General features: G+C 69.2%; 19 protein-coding genes. 14 read left to right on the top strand and 5 right to left on the bottom strand.

The genetic code is table 11. The features are described from left to right. Window positions 1-41: 41 nt before the first annotated feature. Window positions 42-1847, top strand: coding sequence for an MFS transporter (locus AC06E9_RS13475; protein WP_478056220.1), 1806 nt, complete (start codon window positions 42-44; stop codon window positions 1845-1847). Between the two features lie 24 nt (window positions 1848-1871). Here the strand turns inward: AC06E9_RS13475 and AC06E9_RS13470 are convergent, their stop codons facing one another. The 3 genes from AC06E9_RS13470 to AC06E9_RS13460 form a co-directional block, all read right to left on the bottom strand. Next, window positions 1872-2372, bottom strand: a complete 501-nt coding sequence (locus AC06E9_RS13470; RefSeq protein WP_121040737.1) for a SecDF P1 head subdomain-containing protein — start codon at window positions 2370-2372, stop codon at window positions 1872-1874. Window positions 2373-2419: 47 nt separating this feature from the next. Next, window positions 2420-2980 carry an HdeD family acid-resistance protein gene (locus AC06E9_RS13465; protein ID WP_121040739.1) on the bottom strand — a complete coding sequence of 187 codons (561 nt, stop codon included), beginning with the start codon at window positions 2978-2980 and terminating at the stop codon, window positions 2420-2422. A gap of 71 nt (window positions 2981-3051) precedes the next feature. After that, window positions 3052-3765, bottom strand: a complete 714-nt coding sequence (locus AC06E9_RS13460) for a double zinc ribbon domain-containing protein (protein ID WP_478056219.1) — start codon at window positions 3763-3765, stop codon at window positions 3052-3054. 70 nt (window positions 3766-3835) lie between these two features. Between AC06E9_RS13460 and bioB the strand changes: the two genes are divergently transcribed. The 5 genes from bioB (at window position 3836) to bioC (ending at window position 8686) form a co-directional block, all read left to right on the top strand. Continuing rightward, complete coding sequence (gene bioB / locus AC06E9_RS13455) at window positions 3836-4870, top strand: biotin synthase BioB (protein ID WP_121040743.1); 1035 nt, start codon at window positions 3836-3838, stop codon at window positions 4868-4870. Window positions 4871-4932: 62 nt separating this feature from the next. Further along, complete coding sequence (bioF, locus tag AC06E9_RS13450) at window positions 4933-6144, top strand: 8-amino-7-oxononanoate synthase (RefSeq protein ID WP_478049965.1); 1212 nt, start codon at window positions 4933-4935, stop codon at window positions 6142-6144. A 16-nt stretch (window positions 6145-6160) separates the two neighbouring features. Continuing rightward, on the top strand, window positions 6161-6922 hold the full coding sequence (gene bioH / locus AC06E9_RS13445) for a pimeloyl-ACP methyl ester esterase BioH (RefSeq protein ID WP_282257907.1): 762 nt from the start codon (window positions 6161-6163) through the stop codon (window positions 6920-6922). A 60-nt stretch (window positions 6923-6982) separates the two neighbouring features. Further along, window positions 6983-7765: an SDR family oxidoreductase gene (locus AC06E9_RS13440; protein WP_121040749.1), complete on the top strand. Its 783-nt coding sequence runs from the start codon at window positions 6983-6985 to the stop codon at window positions 7763-7765. A gap of 36 nt (window positions 7766-7801) precedes the next feature. After that, window positions 7802-8686 carry a malonyl-ACP O-methyltransferase BioC gene (bioC, locus tag AC06E9_RS13435; RefSeq protein ID WP_121040751.1) on the top strand — a complete coding sequence of 295 codons (885 nt, stop codon included), beginning with the start codon at window positions 7802-7804 and terminating at the stop codon, window positions 8684-8686. A gap of 69 nt (window positions 8687-8755) precedes the next feature. On the opposite strand, the gene AC06E9_RS13430 is transcribed toward bioC, so the two are convergent. Both AC06E9_RS13430 and AC06E9_RS13425 read right to left on the bottom strand, forming a co-directional pair. Beyond that, on the bottom strand, window positions 8756-9367 hold the full coding sequence (locus AC06E9_RS13430) for a YdcF family protein (RefSeq protein ID WP_183073725.1): 612 nt from the start codon (window positions 9365-9367) through the stop codon (window positions 8756-8758). Then, window positions 9352-10311: a pyridoxal-phosphate dependent enzyme gene (locus tag AC06E9_RS13425; protein WP_121040755.1), complete on the bottom strand. Its 960-nt coding sequence runs from the start codon at window positions 10309-10311 to the stop codon at window positions 9352-9354. The genes AC06E9_RS13430 and AC06E9_RS13425 overlap by 16 nt, the downstream gene beginning before the upstream one ends. 148 nt (window positions 10312-10459) lie before the next feature. Here AC06E9_RS13425 and AC06E9_RS13420 point away from each other — a divergent pair, with 148 nt between their 5' ends. The 8 genes from AC06E9_RS13420 to AC06E9_RS13385 all read left to right on the top strand — a co-directional run bounded on the left by AC06E9_RS13420 (window position 10460) and on the right by AC06E9_RS13385 (window position 19714). Beyond that, a complete protein-coding gene (locus AC06E9_RS13420; RefSeq protein ID WP_121040757.1) occupies window positions 10460-10984 on the top strand; it encodes a hypothetical protein in 525 nt (174 codons plus the stop codon). A gap of 494 nt (window positions 10985-11478) precedes the next feature. Beyond that, window positions 11479-13368, top strand: a complete 1890-nt coding sequence (gene mnmG, locus AC06E9_RS13415) for a tRNA uridine-5-carboxymethylaminomethyl(34) synthesis enzyme MnmG (protein WP_121040762.1) — start codon at window positions 11479-11481, stop codon at window positions 13366-13368. 135 nt (window positions 13369-13503) lie between these two features. Beyond that, on the top strand, window positions 13504-14034 hold the full coding sequence (locus tag AC06E9_RS13410; protein WP_121040764.1) for a gamma carbonic anhydrase family protein: 531 nt from the start codon (window positions 13504-13506) through the stop codon (window positions 14032-14034). Window positions 14035-14187: 153 nt separating this feature from the next. After that, window positions 14188-14877 carry an RDD family protein gene (locus AC06E9_RS13405; RefSeq protein ID WP_121041324.1) on the top strand — a complete coding sequence of 230 codons (690 nt, stop codon included), beginning with the start codon at window positions 14188-14190 and terminating at the stop codon, window positions 14875-14877. After that, window positions 14874-15866, top strand: a complete 993-nt coding sequence (locus tag AC06E9_RS13400) for a stage II sporulation protein M (RefSeq protein WP_121040766.1) — start codon at window positions 14874-14876, stop codon at window positions 15864-15866. The genes AC06E9_RS13405 and AC06E9_RS13400 overlap by 4 nt, the downstream gene beginning before the upstream one ends. Then, complete coding sequence (locus AC06E9_RS13395) at window positions 15856-17529, top strand: DUF4129 domain-containing protein (RefSeq protein WP_478056218.1); 1674 nt, start codon at window positions 15856-15858, stop codon at window positions 17527-17529. The genes AC06E9_RS13400 and AC06E9_RS13395 overlap by 11 nt, the downstream gene beginning before the upstream one ends. After that, the gene (locus AC06E9_RS13390; protein ID WP_282257924.1) at window positions 17526-18704 is read left to right on the top strand and encodes a DUF4350 domain-containing protein; all 1179 of its coding nucleotides are present in this window, start codon (window positions 17526-17528) and stop codon (window positions 18702-18704) included. Before AC06E9_RS13395 ends, AC06E9_RS13390 begins: the two co-directional genes overlap by 4 nt. Continuing rightward, window positions 18701-19714 (top strand): AAA family ATPase, encoded by a 1014-nt coding sequence (locus AC06E9_RS13385; protein WP_121040770.1) that lies wholly within the window; start codon window positions 18701-18703, stop codon window positions 19712-19714. The genes AC06E9_RS13390 and AC06E9_RS13385 overlap by 4 nt, the downstream gene beginning before the upstream one ends. Window positions 19715-19729 lie beyond the last annotated feature (15 nt).

Here is a 19729-nt window from a genome sequence, read left to right as displayed (position 1 = left end):
GCGCCGCCATGGCGCACGCACTTGCAGACAGGACCGGCACGATGAACGATGTTTCCGCAGCCATGCCCGTGCACGCAGGCGCCTCCGCGCCACGCTGGCCGGTACGCTATCTGTTGTTCATCGGCGGCATGGGGGGGCTGCTCTACGGCATCGACATCGGCATCATCGCCGGTGCCCTGCCCTATCTGGAGGCCACCGCCACCGCGAGCTGGCACCTGACCAGCCAGCAGTTGGGCTTCGTGGTCGCCGCGGTGCTGCTCGGCAGTGTGCTGTCTTCACTGTTCGCCGGGATGGTCGCCGACCTGATCGGCCGCCGTGGCGCGATGCTGCTGGCCGGCGTGCTGTTCACCGCCAGCATTCCGGTGATGGCCCTGTCCGATGGCTATGGCGCGCTGTTGATGGGGCGCCTGCTGCAGGGCATCAGTGGCGGGCTGATCGGCGTGGTGGTACCGCTGTATCTGGCCGAAGTGCTCAGCCCGGAACGACGTGGGCGTGGCGCGGCGATGTTCCAGCTGCTGCTGACCATCGGCCTGGTGCTGGCCGCGGTGATCGGGCTGTACCACGCGCATGCCGTGGATGCCGCGACCGCCGCCGTGCGCCATCTACCCGGTGCGGAGCAGCAGCGCCTGCTGTTCGACATCAAGGACCATGCGTGGCGTACCATTTTCTGGAGCTGCCTGCTGCCGGGCCTGGTATTCACCGGCGGCGTGCTGCTGATCAGTGAATCCCCGCGCTGGCTGGTGCGCCGTGGCCGCATCGACAAGGCGCGCCGTGCCCTGCAGCGTACCGTCGCCGCGGGCGAGGTGGAGCCGACCCTGCAGCGCATGCGGGCGCCGGACGAGCTCCAGATCGGCCGCAACGGCAAGCGCGACCCGCTGCTCAGCCGCCGCTACGTGTGGCCGTTCGTGCTGGCCTGCCTGGTGCTGGCCTTCACCCAGGCCACCGGCATCAACTCGGTGCTGGCCTACGCCGTCAACATCCTCAACCAGGCCGGCCTGCCCGGCTCGGTGGCCAACGGCGCCGATGTGGCGATCAAGCTGCTCAACGCGGTGATGACCGTGGTCGCGCTGGTACTGGTGGACCGCAAAGGCCGCAAGTTCCTGTTGATGCTTGGCAGTGGCGGCATCACGCTGTCGCTGCTGGCCGCTGCACTGTTGTTCGTGCAGAGCGAGCGTGGGCGGCTGGACGTGCACGCCACGCTTCAGCAACAGGTGAGCGGCACCACCCTGTCGCTGCCGCTGGATGCCGCGCAATGGCAGCGGCTGGATGGCAACGCCGGCGCCGCGCCGCAGCAGCTGACCGTGTCGTATGCCTACGGCGGCTTCAGCAACGTGCGCTCACTACGCAGCGACAACCCGATCGACGCCACGCTGCAGATCCGTCGCGAAGACGCGGTGTCGGCCGACAGCGTGATCGGCCGTTTCTTCCGCACGCTGCATCTCAACCCGTTCCCGGACCCGGCGCAGGCCGCCAACGCGCCGCTGGTGATCGAACGTGCGGTGATCGGCCCGGTGCCCTCGCCCACCCACGGCTGGCTGGTCGCCGGCTGCATTCTGCTGTTCGTCGCGTTCTTCGCGGTGGGCCCGGGCGTGTGCGTGTGGCTGGCGCTGTCCGAGCTGATGCCGACCCGCATCCGCTCCAACGGCATGAGCATCGCCCTGTTGATCAACCAGTTCGTCTCCACCGTGATCGCCGCGATCTTCCTGCCCACGGTCGGCCATCATGGTTACGCCAGCATGTTCTTCTTCTGGGCCGGCTGTACGTTGCTGTACTTCCTGATCGCCGCGCTCTGGCTGCCGGAGACCAAGGGCAAATCGCTGGAGCAGATCGAGGCGAATTTCCGCTGAACGGTCCGCAGCCCGACTTGGGGCTCAGGGAGCCTTGCCCGTGATCTCCGTATACAGCCGGTGCGCTTCTTCCGTGCTGTCCAGCCCGCTCACCTGCATGGTCTGGGCGAAGGGGCCGGCAATGACGGCGACATTGAGGACCTGATCGCCGACAGTAAACGCCACACGCTTGGCGACGCGCGCTTCGGTCGCCGCAAGGATGCGGGGTGCCGCGTCATCCGTGAAGCGCAGGATCAGGGTCCCGTGGCCGGTATGACCGTCGCTGCCCACGGCCACCGTGGCGATGTCGGCCGTGGTGATGAAGGCCGGCTCGATCAAGGGCAGCGCGTTGCCGTCGCGGTCCTTGAGCGTGGTTACGCCGGGGCGTTGGGCATCCTCGGCCACCTCCCGCATCTGGATGCGTGCGTTCGTCAACGGTGCGACGCCCGCCGTCGTCTCGGGCGCGGCGGGTGCAGGCGGCGCCTGGGTGCAGGCGCTGAGGCCGGACGCCAGCGCCATCGTGACGATCAACAGGGTGCTGCGCATGCGTATCTCTCCATCAGGAAGGACACGAGTATCGCCGCTGCGCGTGCTCAGCGCAGGCGGCGGATGCGCCAGGCGACCACGATCTGCAGCACGCCGTAGAGCAGGCTGCCGATGCCGATCCACAGCGTGGTGACGGCAATGCCTGCAATCGGGTTGGCCACCATCATCGCGCCGAGCACGATCGCCAGCACGCCGCTGAGGATCAGCAGCCACTCGCCCTGGATTTCCTTGCGCACCCGGATCGCGAACACGATGCGGTAGATACCGGCGACGATCAGCCAGGCGGCCAGCAACAGGATCAGCACACTGGCCGTGGCCAGCGGGTTGAGCACGGCCAGCACACCGAATACCACCGAGGCCAGCGCGTAGACCAGCAGCCACCCGCGCGGCACGCCACTGCGGCCGAACAGCGCGAACAGGCTGATCAGGCCTTCCACCAGCGCCATCACGCCGATCGCCCAGGCCAGTGCGGTGGCGGCCGAGAGCGGCCGTGCGATCGCGACCAGACCGAAGACAACGGCGACCACGCCGTACAGCATCAGCACCCACCAGCTGCGGCCGATGGCAGTGAGAAGCGGCGAGGTGCGCGGATCCGGCGGCAGGTTCATGGGACGTCCTTGCGAGGGTGATGACACCCCGATGGTACGTCCTCGCAGCGTGCAAGGCGCGGCAACGGCGCTCACGGCACGCGCGCACAGACCCAGACCTGCATCGGGCCGGCACCGGCGTACTGCAGCGCGCGCAGCGCGGCATCGGTGGTTGCCCCGGTGGTCATTACATCGTCGACGATGGTCAGCCCGGCGGGCGGGTGGCCGCGTACCGCGAACGCATCGCGCAGGTTGCAGCGCCGGGCATCCGCATCCAGGTTCGATTGCGCCGCGGTCTCGCGGGTCCGTTGCAGCCCGTTCCAGAGCGGGCAGCACAGCCCGCGCGCCAGCGGCTTGCTCAGTTCCAGCGCCTGGTTGTAACCGCGCTGGCGCAACCGGCGGCGGTGCAGCGGCATCGGCTGCAGCGGCCCGGCCAGAAACGGCGGCACGCGCTGCAGCATCAGTTGTGACAGCAGCCGGCCGGCGGCCAGGTCCTGGTGGAATTTGAACCGGATCAGCAACCGGTCGATCGGCGGCGCATACAGGAACGCGGCACTGGCCGCCGCCTGGCGGGGATACTCGTCCACGCAGCGCTCGCAGTGGTCCCCCGCTGCGTCACCGGGATCGGTCGCCGCCAACGGCAGGGCGCAGCGACGGCAGGCGCGGTCGTTCCACGGTAGCGCCTGATGGCAAGCGCGGCACAGATCCATCCCGTCCTCGCCCGGGCACTCGCAGACCAGGCAGCGCAGCGGGAGGATCTGCCAGCCGAGCCAGCCCAGGGCTCCGTAAACTTTTGATAAGTCCATATGGTTGACAGATGAGGGCGGCCTCACCAGACTGCCGCCCTTTCGTTCCACTATCTGTCAGGACACTCCCATGGCTTCTGTCATCCGACACGACTGGCACCGCGAGGAACTGCTGGCGCTGTTCGCGCTGCCCTTCCCGGCGCTGCTGCACCGCGCGGCCAGCGTGCACCGCGAGCAGTTCGATCCGGCGGAAGTCCAGATTTCGACCCTGCTCTCGGTCAAGACCGGCGGCTGCCCGGAAGACTGCGCGTACTGCCCGCAGGCGCAGCGCTACAGCACCGGGGTGGACGCACAGAAGCTGATGGCCACCGACGATGTCGTCGCCAAGGCCCGCCAGGCCAAGGCCGCCGGCGCCTCCCGGTTCTGCATGGGTGCGGCCTGGCGCTCGCCCAAGGACCGCGATATCCCCAAGGTGGCGGCGATGATCCGCGAGGTGAAGGCACTCGGCCTGGAGACCTGCGCCACCTTGGGCATGCTCAGCGGCGCGCAGGCCACCGCCCTGCGCGAGGCCGGGCTGGACTACTACAACCACAATCTGGACACCGCGCCGGACTACTACGATTCGATCATCCACACGCGCCAGTACCAGGACCGCCTGGATACGCTGGCGCACGTGCGCGATGCCGGCCTGAAGACCTGCTGTGGTGGCATCGTCGGCATGGGCGAGACCCGCGAGCACCGCGCCGGCCTGCTGCTGGCGCTGGCCACCCTGCCCGCCCACCCGGATTCGGTGCCGATCAACCGCCTGGTACAGGTCGCCGGCACGCCGCTGCATGGCACCGCCGAGCTGGACCCCTTCGAGTTCGTGCGGATGATCGCGGTGGCCCGCATCGTGATGCCACGTGCAATGGTGCGGCTCTCGGCCGGACGGGAGGCGATGAGCGACGAGCTGCAGGCGCTGTGCTTCCTGGCCGGGGCCAACTCCATCTTCCACGGCGAAAAGCTGCTGACCACCGGCAACCCGGACACCGGGCGCGACCTGGCCCTGTTCGCGAGGCTGGGCCTGCGCCCGATGCCGGTCACGGTGGATGCCGACGGGCACGACCACCCGGGCACGGTGCACGCCGACATCACCGCCGGCGGCGGCTGCGGGCGGGCGGCCTGAGCCCCGAGCAGCGGGCCCGGCAACCGGGTACGCTAACGGCCCACCCGGACCCCCTGACAACCATGGCCCGTCCTGACCTGCACGACCGCATCCAGGCCCTGCGCAAGCTCCGCGACGCGCAGGGGCGCCTTCGCGTGCGCCGCGTGGTGAGCCGGCGCGATGGCGTGCGGCTGGACGTCGATGGCCAGTGGCTCACCGGTTTCTGCAGCAATGACTATCTGGGTCTGTCGCAGCAGTTCGGCGTGGTCAGCGCACTGCAGGATGCGGCCGCGCGCGAAGGCACCGGCGCCACCGGATCGCACCTGATCTGCGGCCACCACGTGCTGCATGAAGCGCTTGAACAGGAAATGGCCGATTGGCTCGGCTATCCGCGGGCGCTGCTGTTCGGCAGTGGCTTCGCGGCGAACCTCGCGGTGCAGCAGGCCCTGCTCAGCGAAGAAGACGATGTGTGCGTACAGGACCGCCTCAACCACGCCAGCCTGCTCGATGCATCGCGCCTGGCCGGTTGCCGCCTGCGCCGCTACCCGCATCTGGATACCGAAGGCGCGCTGCGTCAGCTCAAGCACGCGCCCAACGGCGCGGCGATGCTGGCCACCGACGGCGTTTTCAGCATGGACGGCGACATTGCCCCGCTGCGTTCCCTGTCGTTGGTGGCGCGCATGCAGGAAGCGCTGCTGTACGTCGATGACGCGCACGGCATCGGCGTGGTCGGCGAACACGGCCGCGGCTGCGTGGCCGATGCGGGCCTGGGCGTGAACGATGTGCCGCTGCAGCTGGCCACGCTCGGCAAGGCGCTCGGCGGCAGCGGCGCGGTCGTGCTCGGCGACGAGGCGATGATCCAGCACCTGGCCGAAACCGCGCGCCCCTACATCTACACCACCGCCGTGCCGCCGGCGCAGGCGGCCGCCGCCCTGGCCGCGGTGAAGCTGGCCCGCCGCGATGACTGGCGCCGCGAAAAGCTCACCGAACTGATTGGCATCTTCCGCACCGGCGCCCGCCAGCACGGCCTGGAACTGATGCCATCGGATACCCCGATCCAACCTCTGCTGTGCGGCGCCGAATCGACGGTGATGGGCATGTCGGCCGCGCTGGAAGCCGCCGGTTTCCTGGTCAGCGCGATCCGTCCGCCCACCGTACCGGAGGGCAAGGCGCGCCTGCGGGTGACCCTGTCCGCCCTGCACACACCTGCCGAGGTGCGCGCACTGGTCGATGCGATCGCGCACGCCCGCGACACTGTGGTGCAGCCGCCATCGCTGACTGCCGTGACCGCGTGACAGCGCTGGGTTGAGCATGCAGATCGATGTCATCGGCCAGGGCCCCGCGCTGGTCCTCATCCACGGCTGGGCCCTGCACGGCGGCGTGTTCGCACCGTTGGTGGACCGCCTGTCGGCGCACTTCCAGCTGCACCTGGTGGATCTGCCCGGCCACGGCGCCAGCCGCGCTGACACCACGCCGCTGCGCCTGCCGTACGTGGTCAATGCCATCGCCGCCGCCACGCCGCCGGCGGTCTGGTGCGGCTGGTCGCTAGGGGGTCTGTTCGCGCTGCATGCTGCCGCGACCCTGCCCCAGGTGCGTGCGCTGGCGATGATCGCCGCCACGCCGCGTTTCGTGCGCGGCGACGACTGGCCGCATGCGGTGGAGCCGGCGGTGTTCGAACAGTTCGGTCAGGACCTCGCGCAGGATTATCGCGGCACGCTGGAGCGCTTCCTCGCGCTGGATGCGATGGGCTCCGAACACGCCCGGCAGGAACTGCGCACGCTGCGCGGGATGCTCGTCGCGCGCGGTGAGCCCACCCCACGCGCATTGCAGGAAGGCCTGCGCCTGCTGGAGAACACCGATCTGCGCGGCGCCCTGGCCCAGCTGGGCAAGCCTAGCCTGTGGCTGGCCGGCCAGCGCGACCGGCTGGTCTCGGCGCGCGCCATGCAGGCTGCCGCCGCGCTGGCGCCGGGCGCGCAGGCGCATGTGATCGCCCAGGGCGGGCATGCCCCTTTCCTCGGCCATACCGACGAGGTGGCCGCGCAGCTGCAACACTTTGTTGCCGCGCTGCCTTGACCTGTTCCGGCCGCGCATCGCCGATCATGTACGCCTGCCTTTCTCCACAGGACTGACCCCATGGATCTTGGAATCGCCGGCCGTTGGGCCCTGGTCTGCGCCGCCAGCAAAGGCCTCGGGCTGGGCTGTGCACGCGCACTCGCCCGCGAGGGCGTCAACGTGGTCATCGCCGCGCGCGGTGAAGCGGCCCTGGAACGCGCCGTGCTCGAACTGCAGGGCCTGCCGGGCGCACGCAGGGTGATCGGCGTGGTTGCCGACATCACCACGCCGGAAGGCCGTACCGCCGCGCTGGCCGCCTGCCCGCAGGTCGACATCCTGGTCAACAACGCGGGGGGCCCGCCGGCGGGCGATTTCCGCCAGTTCACCCGCGGGGACTGGATTGCCGCACTGGATGCCAACATGCTGGCCCCGATCGAGCTGATCCGCACCACGGTGGATGGCATGATCGAGCGTGGTTTCGGCCGCGTGGTCAACATCACCTCCTCCTCGGTGAAGGCCCCCATCGACATCCTCGGGCTATCCAACGGCGCGCGCTCCGGCCTGACCGGGTTCGTGGCCGGGCTGGCACGCAAGACCGTCGCCCACAACGTCACCCTCAACAATCTGCTGCCGGGCCAGTTCGATACCGATCGCCTGCGCGGCAACTTCGCGTACCTGGCGCAGCAGCAGGGCATCGATGCCGGCCAGCTTGCCGAGCGCAAACGCACGCATATTCCCGCCGGCCGCTTCGGCACCGCCGATGAGTTCGGTGCCGCCTGCGCCTTCCTGTGCAGCGCACAGGCCGGCTACATCACCGGGCAGAACCTGCTGATCGATGGCGGCGCCTACCCGGGCACCTTCTGAGTCCACCGCACCACCGTTTTGAGCCGTGAGTACCCCATGACGTCCAGCTTCGATCCCCATCACGTCCGCCGCGCCTTCTCGCGCGCCGCCAGCAGTTACGACGCCGCCGCGGCACTGCAGCGCGAGGTGGAAAAGCGCCTGCTCGAATCGCTGGATTACCTGGAAAACCGCCAGCCGCAGGTGGTGCTCGATGTCGGCAGCGGCACCGGCCATGCCAGCGCTGTGATGAAGAAGCGCTGGCCGAAGGCCCAGGTGATCGCGCTGGATCTGGCCCAGCCGATGCTGCGCGAGGCGAAGAAGCAGGCGGGCTGGTGGAAGCCGTTCTCGCGCGTGTGCGGCGATGCGCAGGCGCTGCCGGTGCTGGACCAGAGCGTGGATGTGATCTTCAGCAACCTGTGCCTGCAGTGGGTGGAGGATCTGCCGGCGGTGTTCGCCGGGTTCCGCCGCGCGCTCAAGCCCGGGGGCCTGCTGCTGGTCTCCACGTTCGGGCCGGAGACCCTGATCGAACTGCGCGATGCGTTCGCCGCCGCCGACGAGGTGCCGCATGTCAGCCGTTTCGCACCGATCGCACAGTTCGGCGATGCGCTGATGATGTCCGGCTTCCGCGATCCGGTGCTGGACCGCGACCTGTTCACCCTGACCTACGACGACCTGACCGCACTGATGCGCGAACTGCAGGCGATCGGCGCCACCAACGCGCGCCAGGACCGCCGCCACACCCTGACCGGGCGCGGGCGCTTCGATGCCGCGCGGGCCGCCTACGAGCCGCTGCGGCGCGAAGACGGCACGCTGCCCAGCAGCTGGGAAGTGATCTACGCGCACGCCTGGGCGCCGGAAGGCGGCGCGCCGATCCGCGAGCGCGGGCACGATGTTGCCACGGTGCCGGTCTCGGCGATTCCGATCCGCCGCAAAACGCCCTGAGCCGACCCGCCGACCGATGGTCGGCTGTCCGTATGGTGGCTCGGTGGTCCGGCCGACCAACGGTCGGCTCTACGACGGGAACAGATCGCGATGGAAGAAGTAGATTTCCTGCGCCAGGAACCGCCAGCTGGTGTGGAAGCTGCGGAAGCGCGTGCTCGGCGTGGACGAGGCCAGCGCATCGATGCCCAGCTCGCGGCACAGGCGCAGCGCGCGGGCCATGTGCAGCGGGTCGCTGACGATGATCACGCGGTGCAGCTTGCGCTGATCCATCAAGCGCCGCGCCTCGATCAGGTTCTGCCGCGTGGTGCGTGAGGCGGTCTCGATCAGGATCGCATCGTCGGGCACGCCCTGCTTGAGCGCATAGCGGCGCGCCACCTGCGATTCGGAAAAGCGCGCGCCGGTGCCGCCGTAGCCACCGGTGAAGATCAGCAGCGGCGCATAGCCCTGCTGGTACAGGTCCAACCCGTGCCGGATGCGCTCTTCGAACACCGGCGACGGCTTGGCGTCATAGGCCGCCGCGCCGAGCACGATGATCGCATCGGCTTTCTGCGCCTGGTCGCGCTCGCCGATCCAGACGATCCACGCGGTGACCCCGAGCAGCCACACCGCCAGCACGATGCACAGCCGCCACAGCCACCCGAACACACCCACCCGCGTGCGCCGGCTCATGCCGCACCCCACGGCAGGGCATCCAGATCGACATTGCCACCGGACAGCACCACGCCGACCCGTTTGCCGGCAAAGCGCGCCGGTTCGGCGAGGATCGCCGCCAGGGCGATGGCCGAGGACGGTTCCACCACCTGCTTGAGCACCTGCCAGATCTGCCGCATTGCGGCGACGGTGGCCTCATCGGCGACGGTGATGACCTGCGCCGCGCCCTGCAGCAGGGCGAAGTTGGGCGCGCCGAGCGTCCCGCGCAGGCCATCGCAGACGGTGTCGGGGGTGAAGTCGATGCGGCGCTCGCCAGCCGCCAGCGAGCGTGCGGTATCGGCCGCGCCCAGCGGTTCGGCCAGAACCAGCCCGGTTGCCGGGGCGACCGCCTGCAGCGCCAGCCGCGTGCCCGAGGCCAGGCCGCCGCCGCCCACCGGCACCACCATCATGTCCAGGCCCTCGCTGGCGTGCAGCAGCTCCAGCGCCGCCGTGCCCTGGCCGGCGATCACCTGCGGGTCGGTATACGGATGCACCAGGGTCGCCCCGGTTTCGGCCTGGACCTGGGCGCACATCGCTTCGCGCGCGGCGATCGAGGCATCGCAGCGCCACAGCGTGGCCCCGTGACGGCCGATGTTGGCCAGCTTGGCGGCCACCGCGCCCTCGGGCACGACCACGTGGCAGGCGATGCCGCGGGTGCGCGCAGCCAGCGCCAACGCCGCGCCATGGTTGCCGGAGGAGTGGGTGACCACCCCGCGCCGGGCCTGCGCCTCCTCCAGCGCCCAGACGGCATTGCAGGCGCCGCGGAACTTGAACGCCCCGCTGCGCTGCAGATGCTCGGCCTTGAAGAACACAGTGGCGCCGGTCATCGCATCCAGCGTGCGCGAGCGCAGTACCGGCGTCACGCAGGCGTGCACGGCAATGCGCGCCGCCGCCGCCAGCACGTCGTCAACACAGGGCAAGGGTGAATCGCTCATGACGCAAGATTAACGTATGCCCCATGCCCACACCCGTCCGGATGAACGTGTCAGCATGGCAACCATTCATTCGGATCGGGCTGAGTTAAGGGCCGATTCAATGCCCTGGGCTGAAGCTGGCCCTACAGCCCTTTGGGGGGACCCCATCATGAAAATGCGCCTTGTTCTTGCCGGTGGCCTGTTATTGGCCCTGTCCGGCTGCGCGACGTACGACTATGTCGGCGGTGGCGGCGGCAATGGCTACTACCACGGCGCACCCTCGGTCGAGTATCGCTACCCGGCCGGCTATCCCTACGGCTACGGCAGCGGCTATTACGGCGGCGGTGGCTATTACGGCTACGGCGGGTATGGCGGTGGTTACGGCTATCCGGTGTATCGCCCGTACCCGAACTATCGCCCGCCGCACAATCATCGGCCGCCGCCGCGCCCCGGCAACGGCAACGGCAACCCCACCCGTCCGCCGGATCGCCCGCGTCCGAACAACGGCGGCTCGCCGTGGCGGAACATGGATTCGGTGGGTGGCCCGCGCCGCCCGCAGCAGCAGCAACAGCAGCGCCCATCCCCACCGCCCCAGGCACGCCCGGCCCAGGCCCCGCGTCCCTCTGCGCCGAGGATGAACGGTTCCCCGTGGCGGAATCTCAACAATGCGAACCAACGCACAGTTGAGCCGTGAGATGGCTTGATTTTCACGCGCCCGGCAGTTCACTCTAGTCGGGCAGTGACAGTCACGGTCACAAAGTGCCAAAAGCGACAAGTGACGTCACATTCGGCTCTATGTCGATATCCGCCAGGAACATCTGGATCCCCCCTGTTCCGGCCCTGTCGGATGTCGGCACCTACAACGCAGAAGGCCCCGCCAATGGCGGGGCCTTTTGTATCTGGCGCCCAGCCAGCCGCCGCGCGCCGGCAAAAAAACAGGGCCGGCAGTCCCCCGACTACCGGCCCCTCTGCTTCCCCACGATGCGCTTGGACCGGCCCCTGTTCCAATTCCGGTCCGTTACGCACAAGGCGCATGCCATCCTGGGTGCTATTGGGTTATCTGCAGAAAACGTGCCAACTTGAGGGTGGATTTCATCGCCCCCGACGAATGGCGCTAAAATCGCCACCCGCGCCCTGCCTACAGGGCTGACCCTGGGCCGCCCGGCCCCGTCCCGAGTTCCTCCGCCAATGACTGACTCCTTCTATCGCTACGACGTCATCGTCATCGGCGGCGGCCACGCCGGCACCGAAGCGGCGCTGGCGGCCGCGCGCAGTGGCGCGCGCACCCTGCTGTTGACCCACAACGTGGAAACCATCGGCGCGATGAGCTGCAACCCGGCCATCGGCGGCATCGGCAAGGGCCACCTGGTCAAGGAGATCGACGCCCTCGGCGGAGCGATGGCGCATGCCGCCGACCGCGCCGGCATCCAGTGGCGCACGCTCAATGCCTCCAAAGGCCCGGCCGTGCGCGCCACGCGCTGCCAGGCCGACCGCAATCTGTACCGGATGGCGATCCGCCAGATCGTCGAAGCCCAGCCCAACCTGACCGTATTCCAGGCGGCGGTCGATGACCTGATCATCGAAGGCGATGCCGTGCGCGGTGCGATCACCCAGACCGGGCTGCGCTTCAGCGCGGCCGCGGTGGTGCTCACCGCCGGCACCTTCCTGGCGGGCAAGATCCACGTCGGTGAAACCCAGTACGCCGCCGGCCGCATGGGCGACCCGCCGGCGACCACGCTGGCCGCGCGCCTGCGCGAGCGCCCGTTCGTGATCGACCGCCTCAAGACCGGCACCCCGCCACGCATCGACGGCCGTTCGCTGGATTACACCGTGATGGAAGAACAGCCCGGCGACGATCCACGCCCGGTGATGTCCTTCCTGGGCAGCGTGGCCGAGCACCCGGCGCAGGTCAGCTGCTGGATCACCCATACCAGCGAGCGCACGCACGAGATCATCCGCAACGCCCTGCACCGCTCGCCGCTGTACAGCGGCCAGATCGAAGGCATCGGCCCGCGCTACTGCCCCTCCATCGAGGACAAGGTGGTGCGCTTCGCGGAAAAGGCCAGCCACCAGATCTTCGTCGAGCCCGAAGGGCTGGACGTGGTCGAGATCTATCCCAACGGCATCTCCACCTCGCTGCCCTTCGATGTGCAGCTGGAGCTGGTCCGCAGCATGCGCGGTTTCGAGAACGCGCACATCACCCGCCCCGGCTACGCGATCGAATACGACTTCTTCGATCCGCGCGGGCTGAAGAACACGCTGGAGACCAAGTCCGTCAGCGGCCTGTTCTTCGCCGGCCAGATCAACGGCACCACCGGCTATGAAGAAGCCGCCGCGCAGGGCCTGCTGGCCGGGCTCAACGCCGCGCGCTTCACCCGTGACGACGCCGGCTGGTGCCCGCGCCGCGATGAGGCCTACCTGGGTGTCCTGGTCGACGATCTGATCACCCACGGCACCAACGAGCCCTACCGCATGTTCACCAGCCGCGCCGAATACCGGCTGCAGCTGCGCGAGGACAACGCCGATGTGCGCCTGACCGGCCTGGGCCGCGAGCTGGGCCTGGTCGACGAGCGCCGCTGGGCCGCCTTCCAGACCAAGCAGGATGCCGTGACGCAGGAAACCGCACGCCTGCGTGCGCTGTGGGCGACGCCAGGCAATGCGCTGGGCCGCGAAGTGGAGGCCACGCTGGGCGTGGCGGTCAGCCGCGAAACCAATGTGCTGGACCTGATCAAGCGCCCGGAACTGGACTACGCCACGCTCATGCAGGTGCCGTCGCTGGGCCCGGCCGTGGCCGATGCCAAGGTCGCCGAACAGGTCGAAATCGGCGTGAAGTACGCCGGCTATCTGGACCGCCAGCGCGACGAGATCGAACGCCAGCAGCGCCACGAGAACACCGCGATCGCGGCCGATTTCGATTACGCCGGCGTACGCGGTCTCTCGGCGGAAGTGCAACAGAAGCTCGAGCGCGTGCGGCCGCAGACCCTCGGCCAGGCCCAGCGCATCCCCGGGATGACCCCGGCGGCGATCTCGCTGCTGCTGGTGCACCTGGAGCGCGCGCGCCGTACCCGCGCCGCGTAACACGGCACCGACCGCCGGTAGAGCCGACCGGTGGTGTACGGACCATCGGCAGGCGGCGGGCGCACCCGCGCTATCATCGGGGGCCGGGACAACGCTGCAGGCGGCGTCCCAGCCCTGCGTTGCCGGAGTTTGCGCATGTCCCCGATCCGCCCCTTCCTCGACACACTGCCGATGCTCGGCGAGCGCGTCTACATCGATCCGGCGTGCACGATCATCGGCGATGTGGTGCTGGGCGATGACGTCTCGGTGTGGCCGGGCACGGTGATCCGCGGCGATGTGAACCACGTGCGGATCGGAGCGCGCAGCAACATCCAGGACGGCACCATCATCCACGTCAGCCACCACAGCCCGTTCAACAAGGGCGGCTACCCGACGATCATCGGTGAGGGCGTCACGGTCGGCCACGGCACCATCATCCATGCCTGCACGATCGGCGATTACTGCCTGATCGGCATGGGCGCCTGCATCCTGGATGGCGCGCAGGTGAGCACGCACGGCTTCCTGGGCGCCGGCGCGGTGCTTGGCCCGGGCAAGGTGGTCGGCGAAGGCGAGCTGTGGCTGGGCAACCCGGCACGGCTGGCGCGCACGCTCAGCGACAAGGAGATCGAGTCGCTGCATTACTCGGCCGATCACTACGTGCGCCTGAAGGACCAGTACCGGGGTTGATTGCGGCCACCCCGCTGGGCATCGGGATCCGTGCGCGGTAAAGTCCTCAGCCGACCAGGAAGCAGTCGAGAACCGCATGCCCCCGCTGGCAGACCGGAGAGGAATCCGGCGTCCCCTGTGGCCTTCCGTACGATCCACCGTGATGCGCCGCCGATGAGCGCGCCCATGCTGGATACCTACCGGGAGGTCATCACCCCCGAAGGCGTGCCTCTGCACCTGCCCGTGGCCGGGCCGTTGCCGCGTGCGCTGGCCTGGGCCATCGACTTCGTGATCCGCATTGGCGCGTTGATGATGCTGAGCATTCCGCTGGCGTTCCTCGGCGGGTTCGGCCAAGGGCTCTACCTGGGCCTGATGTTCCTGCTGATGTGGGCCTACACCATCGTCCAGGAAGCCTGCTGGGGCCGCACGCTGGGCAAGCGCGCGATGGGCCTGCGCGTGGTGGCGGGCGATGGCGGCCCCATCGGCTGGATGAGCGCGATCACCCGCAACCTGCTGCGCACCGTGGACATGCTGCCGTTCGGCTATGCGCTGGGACTGCTGTCGAGTCTGTTCGATACCCATGGCCGCCGTCTCGGTGACCTGGTCGCGGGAACCGTGGTGATCCACCAGGGCGCAGCGCCGTTGGGAGGTACCGTACCGGTCGGCAGCGTGCTGGCCCCGCCGCAGCCCCTGCAGCCGGCCGAACAGGCCGCCGTGGTCGCCTTCGCCGAGCGCGCGCCGCGGCTGTCGGTGCCGCGCCAGCAGGAACTGGCCGACATCGCCTCGCCGCTGACCGGGAGCCACGGCCAGGTCGGCGTGCTGCGCCTGTATGCGATGGCCAACTGGCTGCTGGGACGGCGATGAGACAGGAGCAGTTCGTCGCCCGCTACCAGGCCGAGTGGCAGGCGCTGGAACACTGGCTGGCCCAGCGCGGTGAGCGCCCGCGGCAGGCGCGCCGGCAGCCGGCCCACGAGGGCCTGGACGATGGCGATTTCCCGCAGCGCTACCGCCGCCTGTGCCAACAGCTCGCGCTGGCGCGCCGACGCGGCTACAGCCCGCAGTTGGTCGCACGCCTGCAGCAGTTGATGCAGCAGGGCCACACGTTGCTCTATCGCACGCCACGTCCGCAGTGGCAGCGCGCACTCGCCTTCCTGTTCGCCGATTTCCCGCAGCTGGTGCGCAGCCAGGCGCGCAGCATGTGGGTGGCCGCCGCATTGTTCGTGGTGCCGCTGGTGGGCAGCTTCGCGCTGATCCTGTGGCGCCCCGAACTGATCCATCTGCTGATGGACAACGCGCGGATCGCCGAATTCGAACGAATGTACGACCCGGCCTCGCCGAACCTGGGCCGCGACAGCGGCACCAACTGGACGATGTTCGGCTACTACATCATGAACAACATCAGCATCGGCCTGCGCACGTTCGCCTTCGGGCTGATTGCCGGCGTCGGCACCGTGTTGGTGATGCTGTTCAACGGCGTCGGCATCGGATCGGTCGCCGGCCATCTGCAGCACGTCGGCCATGGCGATCCGTTCTGGCGCTTCGTGGCCGGTCACGGTGCCTTCGAGCTGACGGCGATCGTGATCGCCGGCGGCGCTGGATTGCAGCTGGGCATGAAACTGCTCGCGCCCGGCCGCCGGCGGCGCATCGATGCGCTGGTCGAGGGCGGCGTGATCGGCGCCAGGCTGTGCGTGGGGGTCGCGGCGATGTTGCTGATCGCCGCCTTCATCGAAGCGTTCTGGTCCTCGATCGCCGCGGTTCCGGCATGGGGCAAATACAGCGTGGCGGCCGTGCTGTGGACCACCGTGTTCGTGTGGTTGTGGCGCGGCGGACGCGGAGCGGCCGATGCAGATTGATCGGCTCAACGTCGTCCTTCGCGCACGCTCGGGCTGGGAAGCCATGGAGCTGGGCATGGCGCTGGTGCGCCGGCATGCCGCGGCGATCTGGGCGCCCTGGGTCATCGTGTCGCTGCCGGTATTCGTGCTGCTCAACGCGCTGGCCTGGTGGACCGACAGCTTCGGCTGGGCCTGGCTGGCGATGTGGTGGCTCAAGCCATTGTTCGAGCGCATCGCGCTGTACGTGATCTCACGCGGGGTGTTCGGCGATGCGTCCACCACCCCGCAGACATTGCGCGCGCAGCGCACGTGGGGCTGGGAGGGCTTCTGGGGCTATCTCGGCTGGCGGCGCCTGAGCCCGCTGCGTTCGGTGCTGCTGCCGGTCAATCTGTTGGAAGGCGCGGATCCGGCGCATCGTCGCCAACGTCGGCGCGCCATCGCCGGGGGTGCGATGGGCCATGCCGTACTGCTGACGCTGGTGTGCATGGTCTTCGAGATCGTGCTGGTGGTCGGCGGCATCGCCGCGGTGTTCCTGTTCATTCCGGTGGACCTGCTGTCCGAGTCCTGGCGCGCGGCGTGGGAGCTGGCCAAGCAGGACATGCCGGCATGGATGCAGCTGGGCGTGAACCTGCTGTTCTGGTTGGCCGCCACGCTGATCGGGCCGTTCTATGTCGGTGCCGGCTTCGGCCTGTACCTGGACCGGCGCACGCAGATGGAAGCATGGGATGTGGAGATCGCCTTCCGGCGCCTGCATGCACGGTTGCAGCGGGCTGCGCCGCTGCTGGTCCTGGCCCTCGTGCTGGTCTGGCCAGGCGCGGCACTGCACGCCCAACAGGCGCCGGCGCAGTCGAACACCAAGGGTGCGTTGCCGGTGCCGGCCGATGACGCTCCGTCACCTGCGCAAGACGCCGATGCGGCTTCGGACGCGGACGCCGACGGTAGCGAAGACGATGACGCCGATGACCCGCCGCGTACGTACGACAACGATCCGGACAACACGCCCCCGGTCATCTTTGGCGCTGAAGCGGTGGATACGGCTGGCTTCCGACAAGCCGTGCAGCGCGCGTATGAAGACCCGCTGCAGAGCCCGACCCGCGAGGTCACCGAGTGGACGCGCATCGAAAGCGACGCAACCGAAGCGGAGAAGGCAAAACGTGAGGCTGCGGCCAAGGCCACTGGCCAACGCGGCAGCAAGGGGCCGCTGTTGCCGGCCCGGATCGCCGAATGGACGCTGTGGGCGGTGGTCGGGGTCCTGGTGTTGCTGCTGCTGGCCACCGCACCGCGCTGGCTGCCGTGGCTGCGCGGCTCCGGCCAGCGCCGTCGTGCGAAGGCCGCAGCGGTCATCGAAGAACCAATCCGGATACCGGACGTCGTGCCGCCCGATCCGGCGTCGCGTGCGCGTGCCCTGTGGCAGGAAGGACGCCCCCGCCAGGCGCTGGCGCTGCTGTACCGCGCCAGTGTGGAATCGATGAGCGAGCGCGCCGGGATCACGCTTCCGCCGGGTGCCACCGAAGCGCAGTGCCTGCGTGCCTCGCGTCGGATGCCGGTCGAGGCCGACCGCAGCCTGTTCGCGCGCATCGTGCGGATCTGGCAGTACGCGGCGTATGCCGGCCGATTGCCCAGCGATGAAGACTTCAATGCGCTGGCCACGATTCTGCAGGCCCAGTTCGGGTGGCGCGCGTGAGCGTCCGTCTGCGCTGGCTGCTGATCGTCCTGGGCCTGCTGGTGATCGGCGTGCCGCTGGCGATCCTGTTCCTGCGCACCCACGAGCGGGTGACGCACACAGAGCACCTGCCGCCACAGGGCGAAGCCAGCTACAACCCGCTGTACGTACTCGGCCAGGCGCTGCGTGCGGACGGGCTAACCGTGCAGTCGCGGCCACGCCTGGACCTGACCCGGATGCCGCTGGAACCGGGCGATACCGTGGTGCTGCTGCAGGACAGCGCGGAAGTGCCCGCACCTGCCGTAGCAACGCTGATGGCCTGGGTGGAGCGTGGTGGGCACCTGATCGTGCGCACGCCACCGGTGGGCAAGGACGCCGCCCGCAATGGCCCGCTGCTGGACGCGCTCGGCGTGGACAGCGCGGGCTACGGGAGCTATTGCCAGCAGTTCCACGTGCGCGATGACCCGCAGCATGTGGAGTTCTGCACCGGCCGTCGCTTCGCGGTGGAGCCAGCCGCGGGCATGGCGGTCGAGCGCGAGTGGGGCACCGCGGCCGACCTGGTCTTCGCCCGCCTGCGCCACGGCCGGGGGCACATCGATGTGTTGGCCGACATGGCCTTCATGCAGGGCAAGGGCCGGCCCAACCCGGCCGCCCCGCCGAACGCCGCCAACGCCCTCGTTGATGGGCTGCACGACAAGGCCCACCGCGACCTGACCCGCTACGTGCTGGCGCCCAACTATGGCAAGGGCACGATGTGGCTGGTCTACGCCTCGCGCCCGCCGTCGTTGTGGAACCGCGTGTTCTACCTCGGCTGGCCGGTGTGGGCGCCGTTGCTGCTGGCGCTGCTCGGCTGGCTCTGGCAGCGCGCGCAGCGCCTGGGCAGTGAGCTGCCCTCGCCTGCCGCGGAACGCCGCTCGCTGCTCGAACACATCCGCGCCAGCGGCGAACACCTGCTGCGCTTCGGCAAGGCACCGCTGTTGTATGACGCGGTCCGCCGCGCGTTCCTGGCGCGTCTGCGGCGGCGTTCGCCGAGTGCGGCCGCACTGACCGGCGAGGCCCGGGTGCAGGCCGTCGCCAGCCTGCTGCAGTGGTCGCAAGAGCGCGTGCAGACCGCCTTGACTCCACCCGCTTCCCACGACGTCGCCGGCCTGCGCGACCGCATCCGCCTGCTGATCCAGATGAGAAACCTGCTATGACCGAGCCGACGCTTCCGCCGCCGCTGTCCCCTCCCGCCGTGACGCCGTCGCCATCGCCGTCGCCGTTGTCCGAGCGCGTCGATGCCGTGCGCGAGGCCGTGGGCCGCGCCTTCATCGGCCAGCCCGAGGTGCTGGACCAGATCCTGATCGCGCTGCTGGCCGGCGGCCACGTGCTGATCGAAGGTGTGCCCGGGCTGGGCAAGACCCTGCTGGTGCGCGCGCTCGCCCAGGCGCTGGAGCTGGATTACGGCCGTGTGCAGTTCACCCCGGACCTGATGCCCAGCGATGTCAGCGGCCATGCGGTGTATGACCCGAAGACCGAGAGCTTCAAGATCCGTCGCGGCCCGGTGTTCACCAACCTGCTGCTCGCCGATGAAATCAACCGCGCCCCGGCCAAGACCCAGTCGGCACTGCTGGAAGTGATGCAGGAAGGCCAGGTCACCATCGAAGGCAAGGCGTTCGCGCTGACCCCGCCGTTCCTGACCCTGGCCACGCAGAACCCGGTCGAACAGGAAGGTACCTACCCGCTGCCCGAAGCGCAGCTGGACCGTTTCCTGCTGAAGGTGCTGATCGACTACCCGACGCTGGACGATGAGAAGCGCATGGTCGATGCGATCACCACCGGCCGCAGCGCCGCCGATTTCGATCTGTCGCAGGTGCCACGCGTGCTGAACGCGGCCGAGGTGGTCGCGTTGCAGCAGGCGACCGCTGCAATCACGGTCGACCCGGAAGTGATCGACTACGCGGTACGGATCGTCGCCGCCACGCGGCAATGGCCGGGTATCGCGCTGGGTGCCGGCCCGCGCGGGAGCATCGCGCTGGTGCGTGCGGCGCGTGCGCAGGCGGTGCTGTCCGGTCGTGATTTCGTCACCCCCGATGACGTGCGCGATATCGCCAGGCCCGCCCTGCGCCACCGTATCGCCCTCGCACCGGAACTGCAGATCGAAGGGCAGAGTGCCGACGATGCGCTGACCGCTTTGCTGGCCAAGGTGGACGCACCGCGCAAATGAGTGGGCGCGTCCTCC

Source organism: Stenotrophomonas sp. Steno-Z10-BAI, from assembly GCF_056393115.1.
The sequence above is the reverse complement of the archived record's forward strand: the minus strand, read 5'-3'. Positions and strand labels throughout refer to the sequence as shown.

Bases quoted from the DNA above. Each gene is read 5' to 3' on its own strand.
- AC06E9_RS13475 (WP_478056220.1), top strand. From the start codon at position 42: ATGAACGATGTTTCCGCAGCCATGCCCGTGCACGCAGGCGCCTCCGCG.
- AC06E9_RS13470 (WP_121040737.1), bottom strand. From the start codon at position 2,372: ATGCGCAGCACCCTGTTGATCGTCACGATGGCGCTGGCGTCCGGCCTC.
- AC06E9_RS13465 (WP_121040739.1), bottom strand. From the start codon at position 2,980: ATGAACCTGCCGCCGGATCCGCGCACCTCGCCGCTTCTCACTGCCATC.
- AC06E9_RS13460 (WP_478056219.1), bottom strand. From the start codon at position 3,765: ATGGACTTATCAAAAGTTTACGGAGCCCTGGGCTGGCTCGGCTGGCAG.
- bioB (WP_121040743.1), top strand. From the start codon at position 3,836: ATGGCTTCTGTCATCCGACACGACTGGCACCGCGAGGAACTGCTGGCG.
- bioF (WP_478049965.1), top strand. From the start codon at position 4,933: ATGGCCCGTCCTGACCTGCACGACCGCATCCAGGCCCTGCGCAAGCTC.
- bioH (WP_282257907.1), top strand. From the start codon at position 6,161: ATGCAGATCGATGTCATCGGCCAGGGCCCCGCGCTGGTCCTCATCCAC.
- AC06E9_RS13440 (WP_121040749.1), top strand. From the start codon at position 6,983: ATGGATCTTGGAATCGCCGGCCGTTGGGCCCTGGTCTGCGCCGCCAGC.
- bioC (WP_121040751.1), top strand. From the start codon at position 7,802: ATGACGTCCAGCTTCGATCCCCATCACGTCCGCCGCGCCTTCTCGCGC.
- AC06E9_RS13425 (WP_121040755.1), bottom strand. From the start codon at position 10,311: ATGAGCGATTCACCCTTGCCCTGTGTTGACGACGTGCTGGCGGCGGCG.
- AC06E9_RS13420 (WP_121040757.1), top strand. From the start codon at position 10,460: ATGAAAATGCGCCTTGTTCTTGCCGGTGGCCTGTTATTGGCCCTGTCC.
- mnmG (WP_121040762.1), top strand. From the start codon at position 11,479: ATGACTGACTCCTTCTATCGCTACGACGTCATCGTCATCGGCGGCGGC.
- AC06E9_RS13410 (WP_121040764.1), top strand. From the start codon at position 13,504: ATGTCCCCGATCCGCCCCTTCCTCGACACACTGCCGATGCTCGGCGAG.
- AC06E9_RS13405 (WP_121041324.1), top strand. From the start codon at position 14,188: ATGAGCGCGCCCATGCTGGATACCTACCGGGAGGTCATCACCCCCGAA.
- AC06E9_RS13400 (WP_121040766.1), top strand. From the start codon at position 14,874: ATGAGACAGGAGCAGTTCGTCGCCCGCTACCAGGCCGAGTGGCAGGCG.
- AC06E9_RS13395 (WP_478056218.1), top strand. From the start codon at position 15,856: ATGCAGATTGATCGGCTCAACGTCGTCCTTCGCGCACGCTCGGGCTGG.
- AC06E9_RS13385 (WP_121040770.1), top strand. From the start codon at position 18,701: ATGACCGAGCCGACGCTTCCGCCGCCGCTGTCCCCTCCCGCCGTGACG.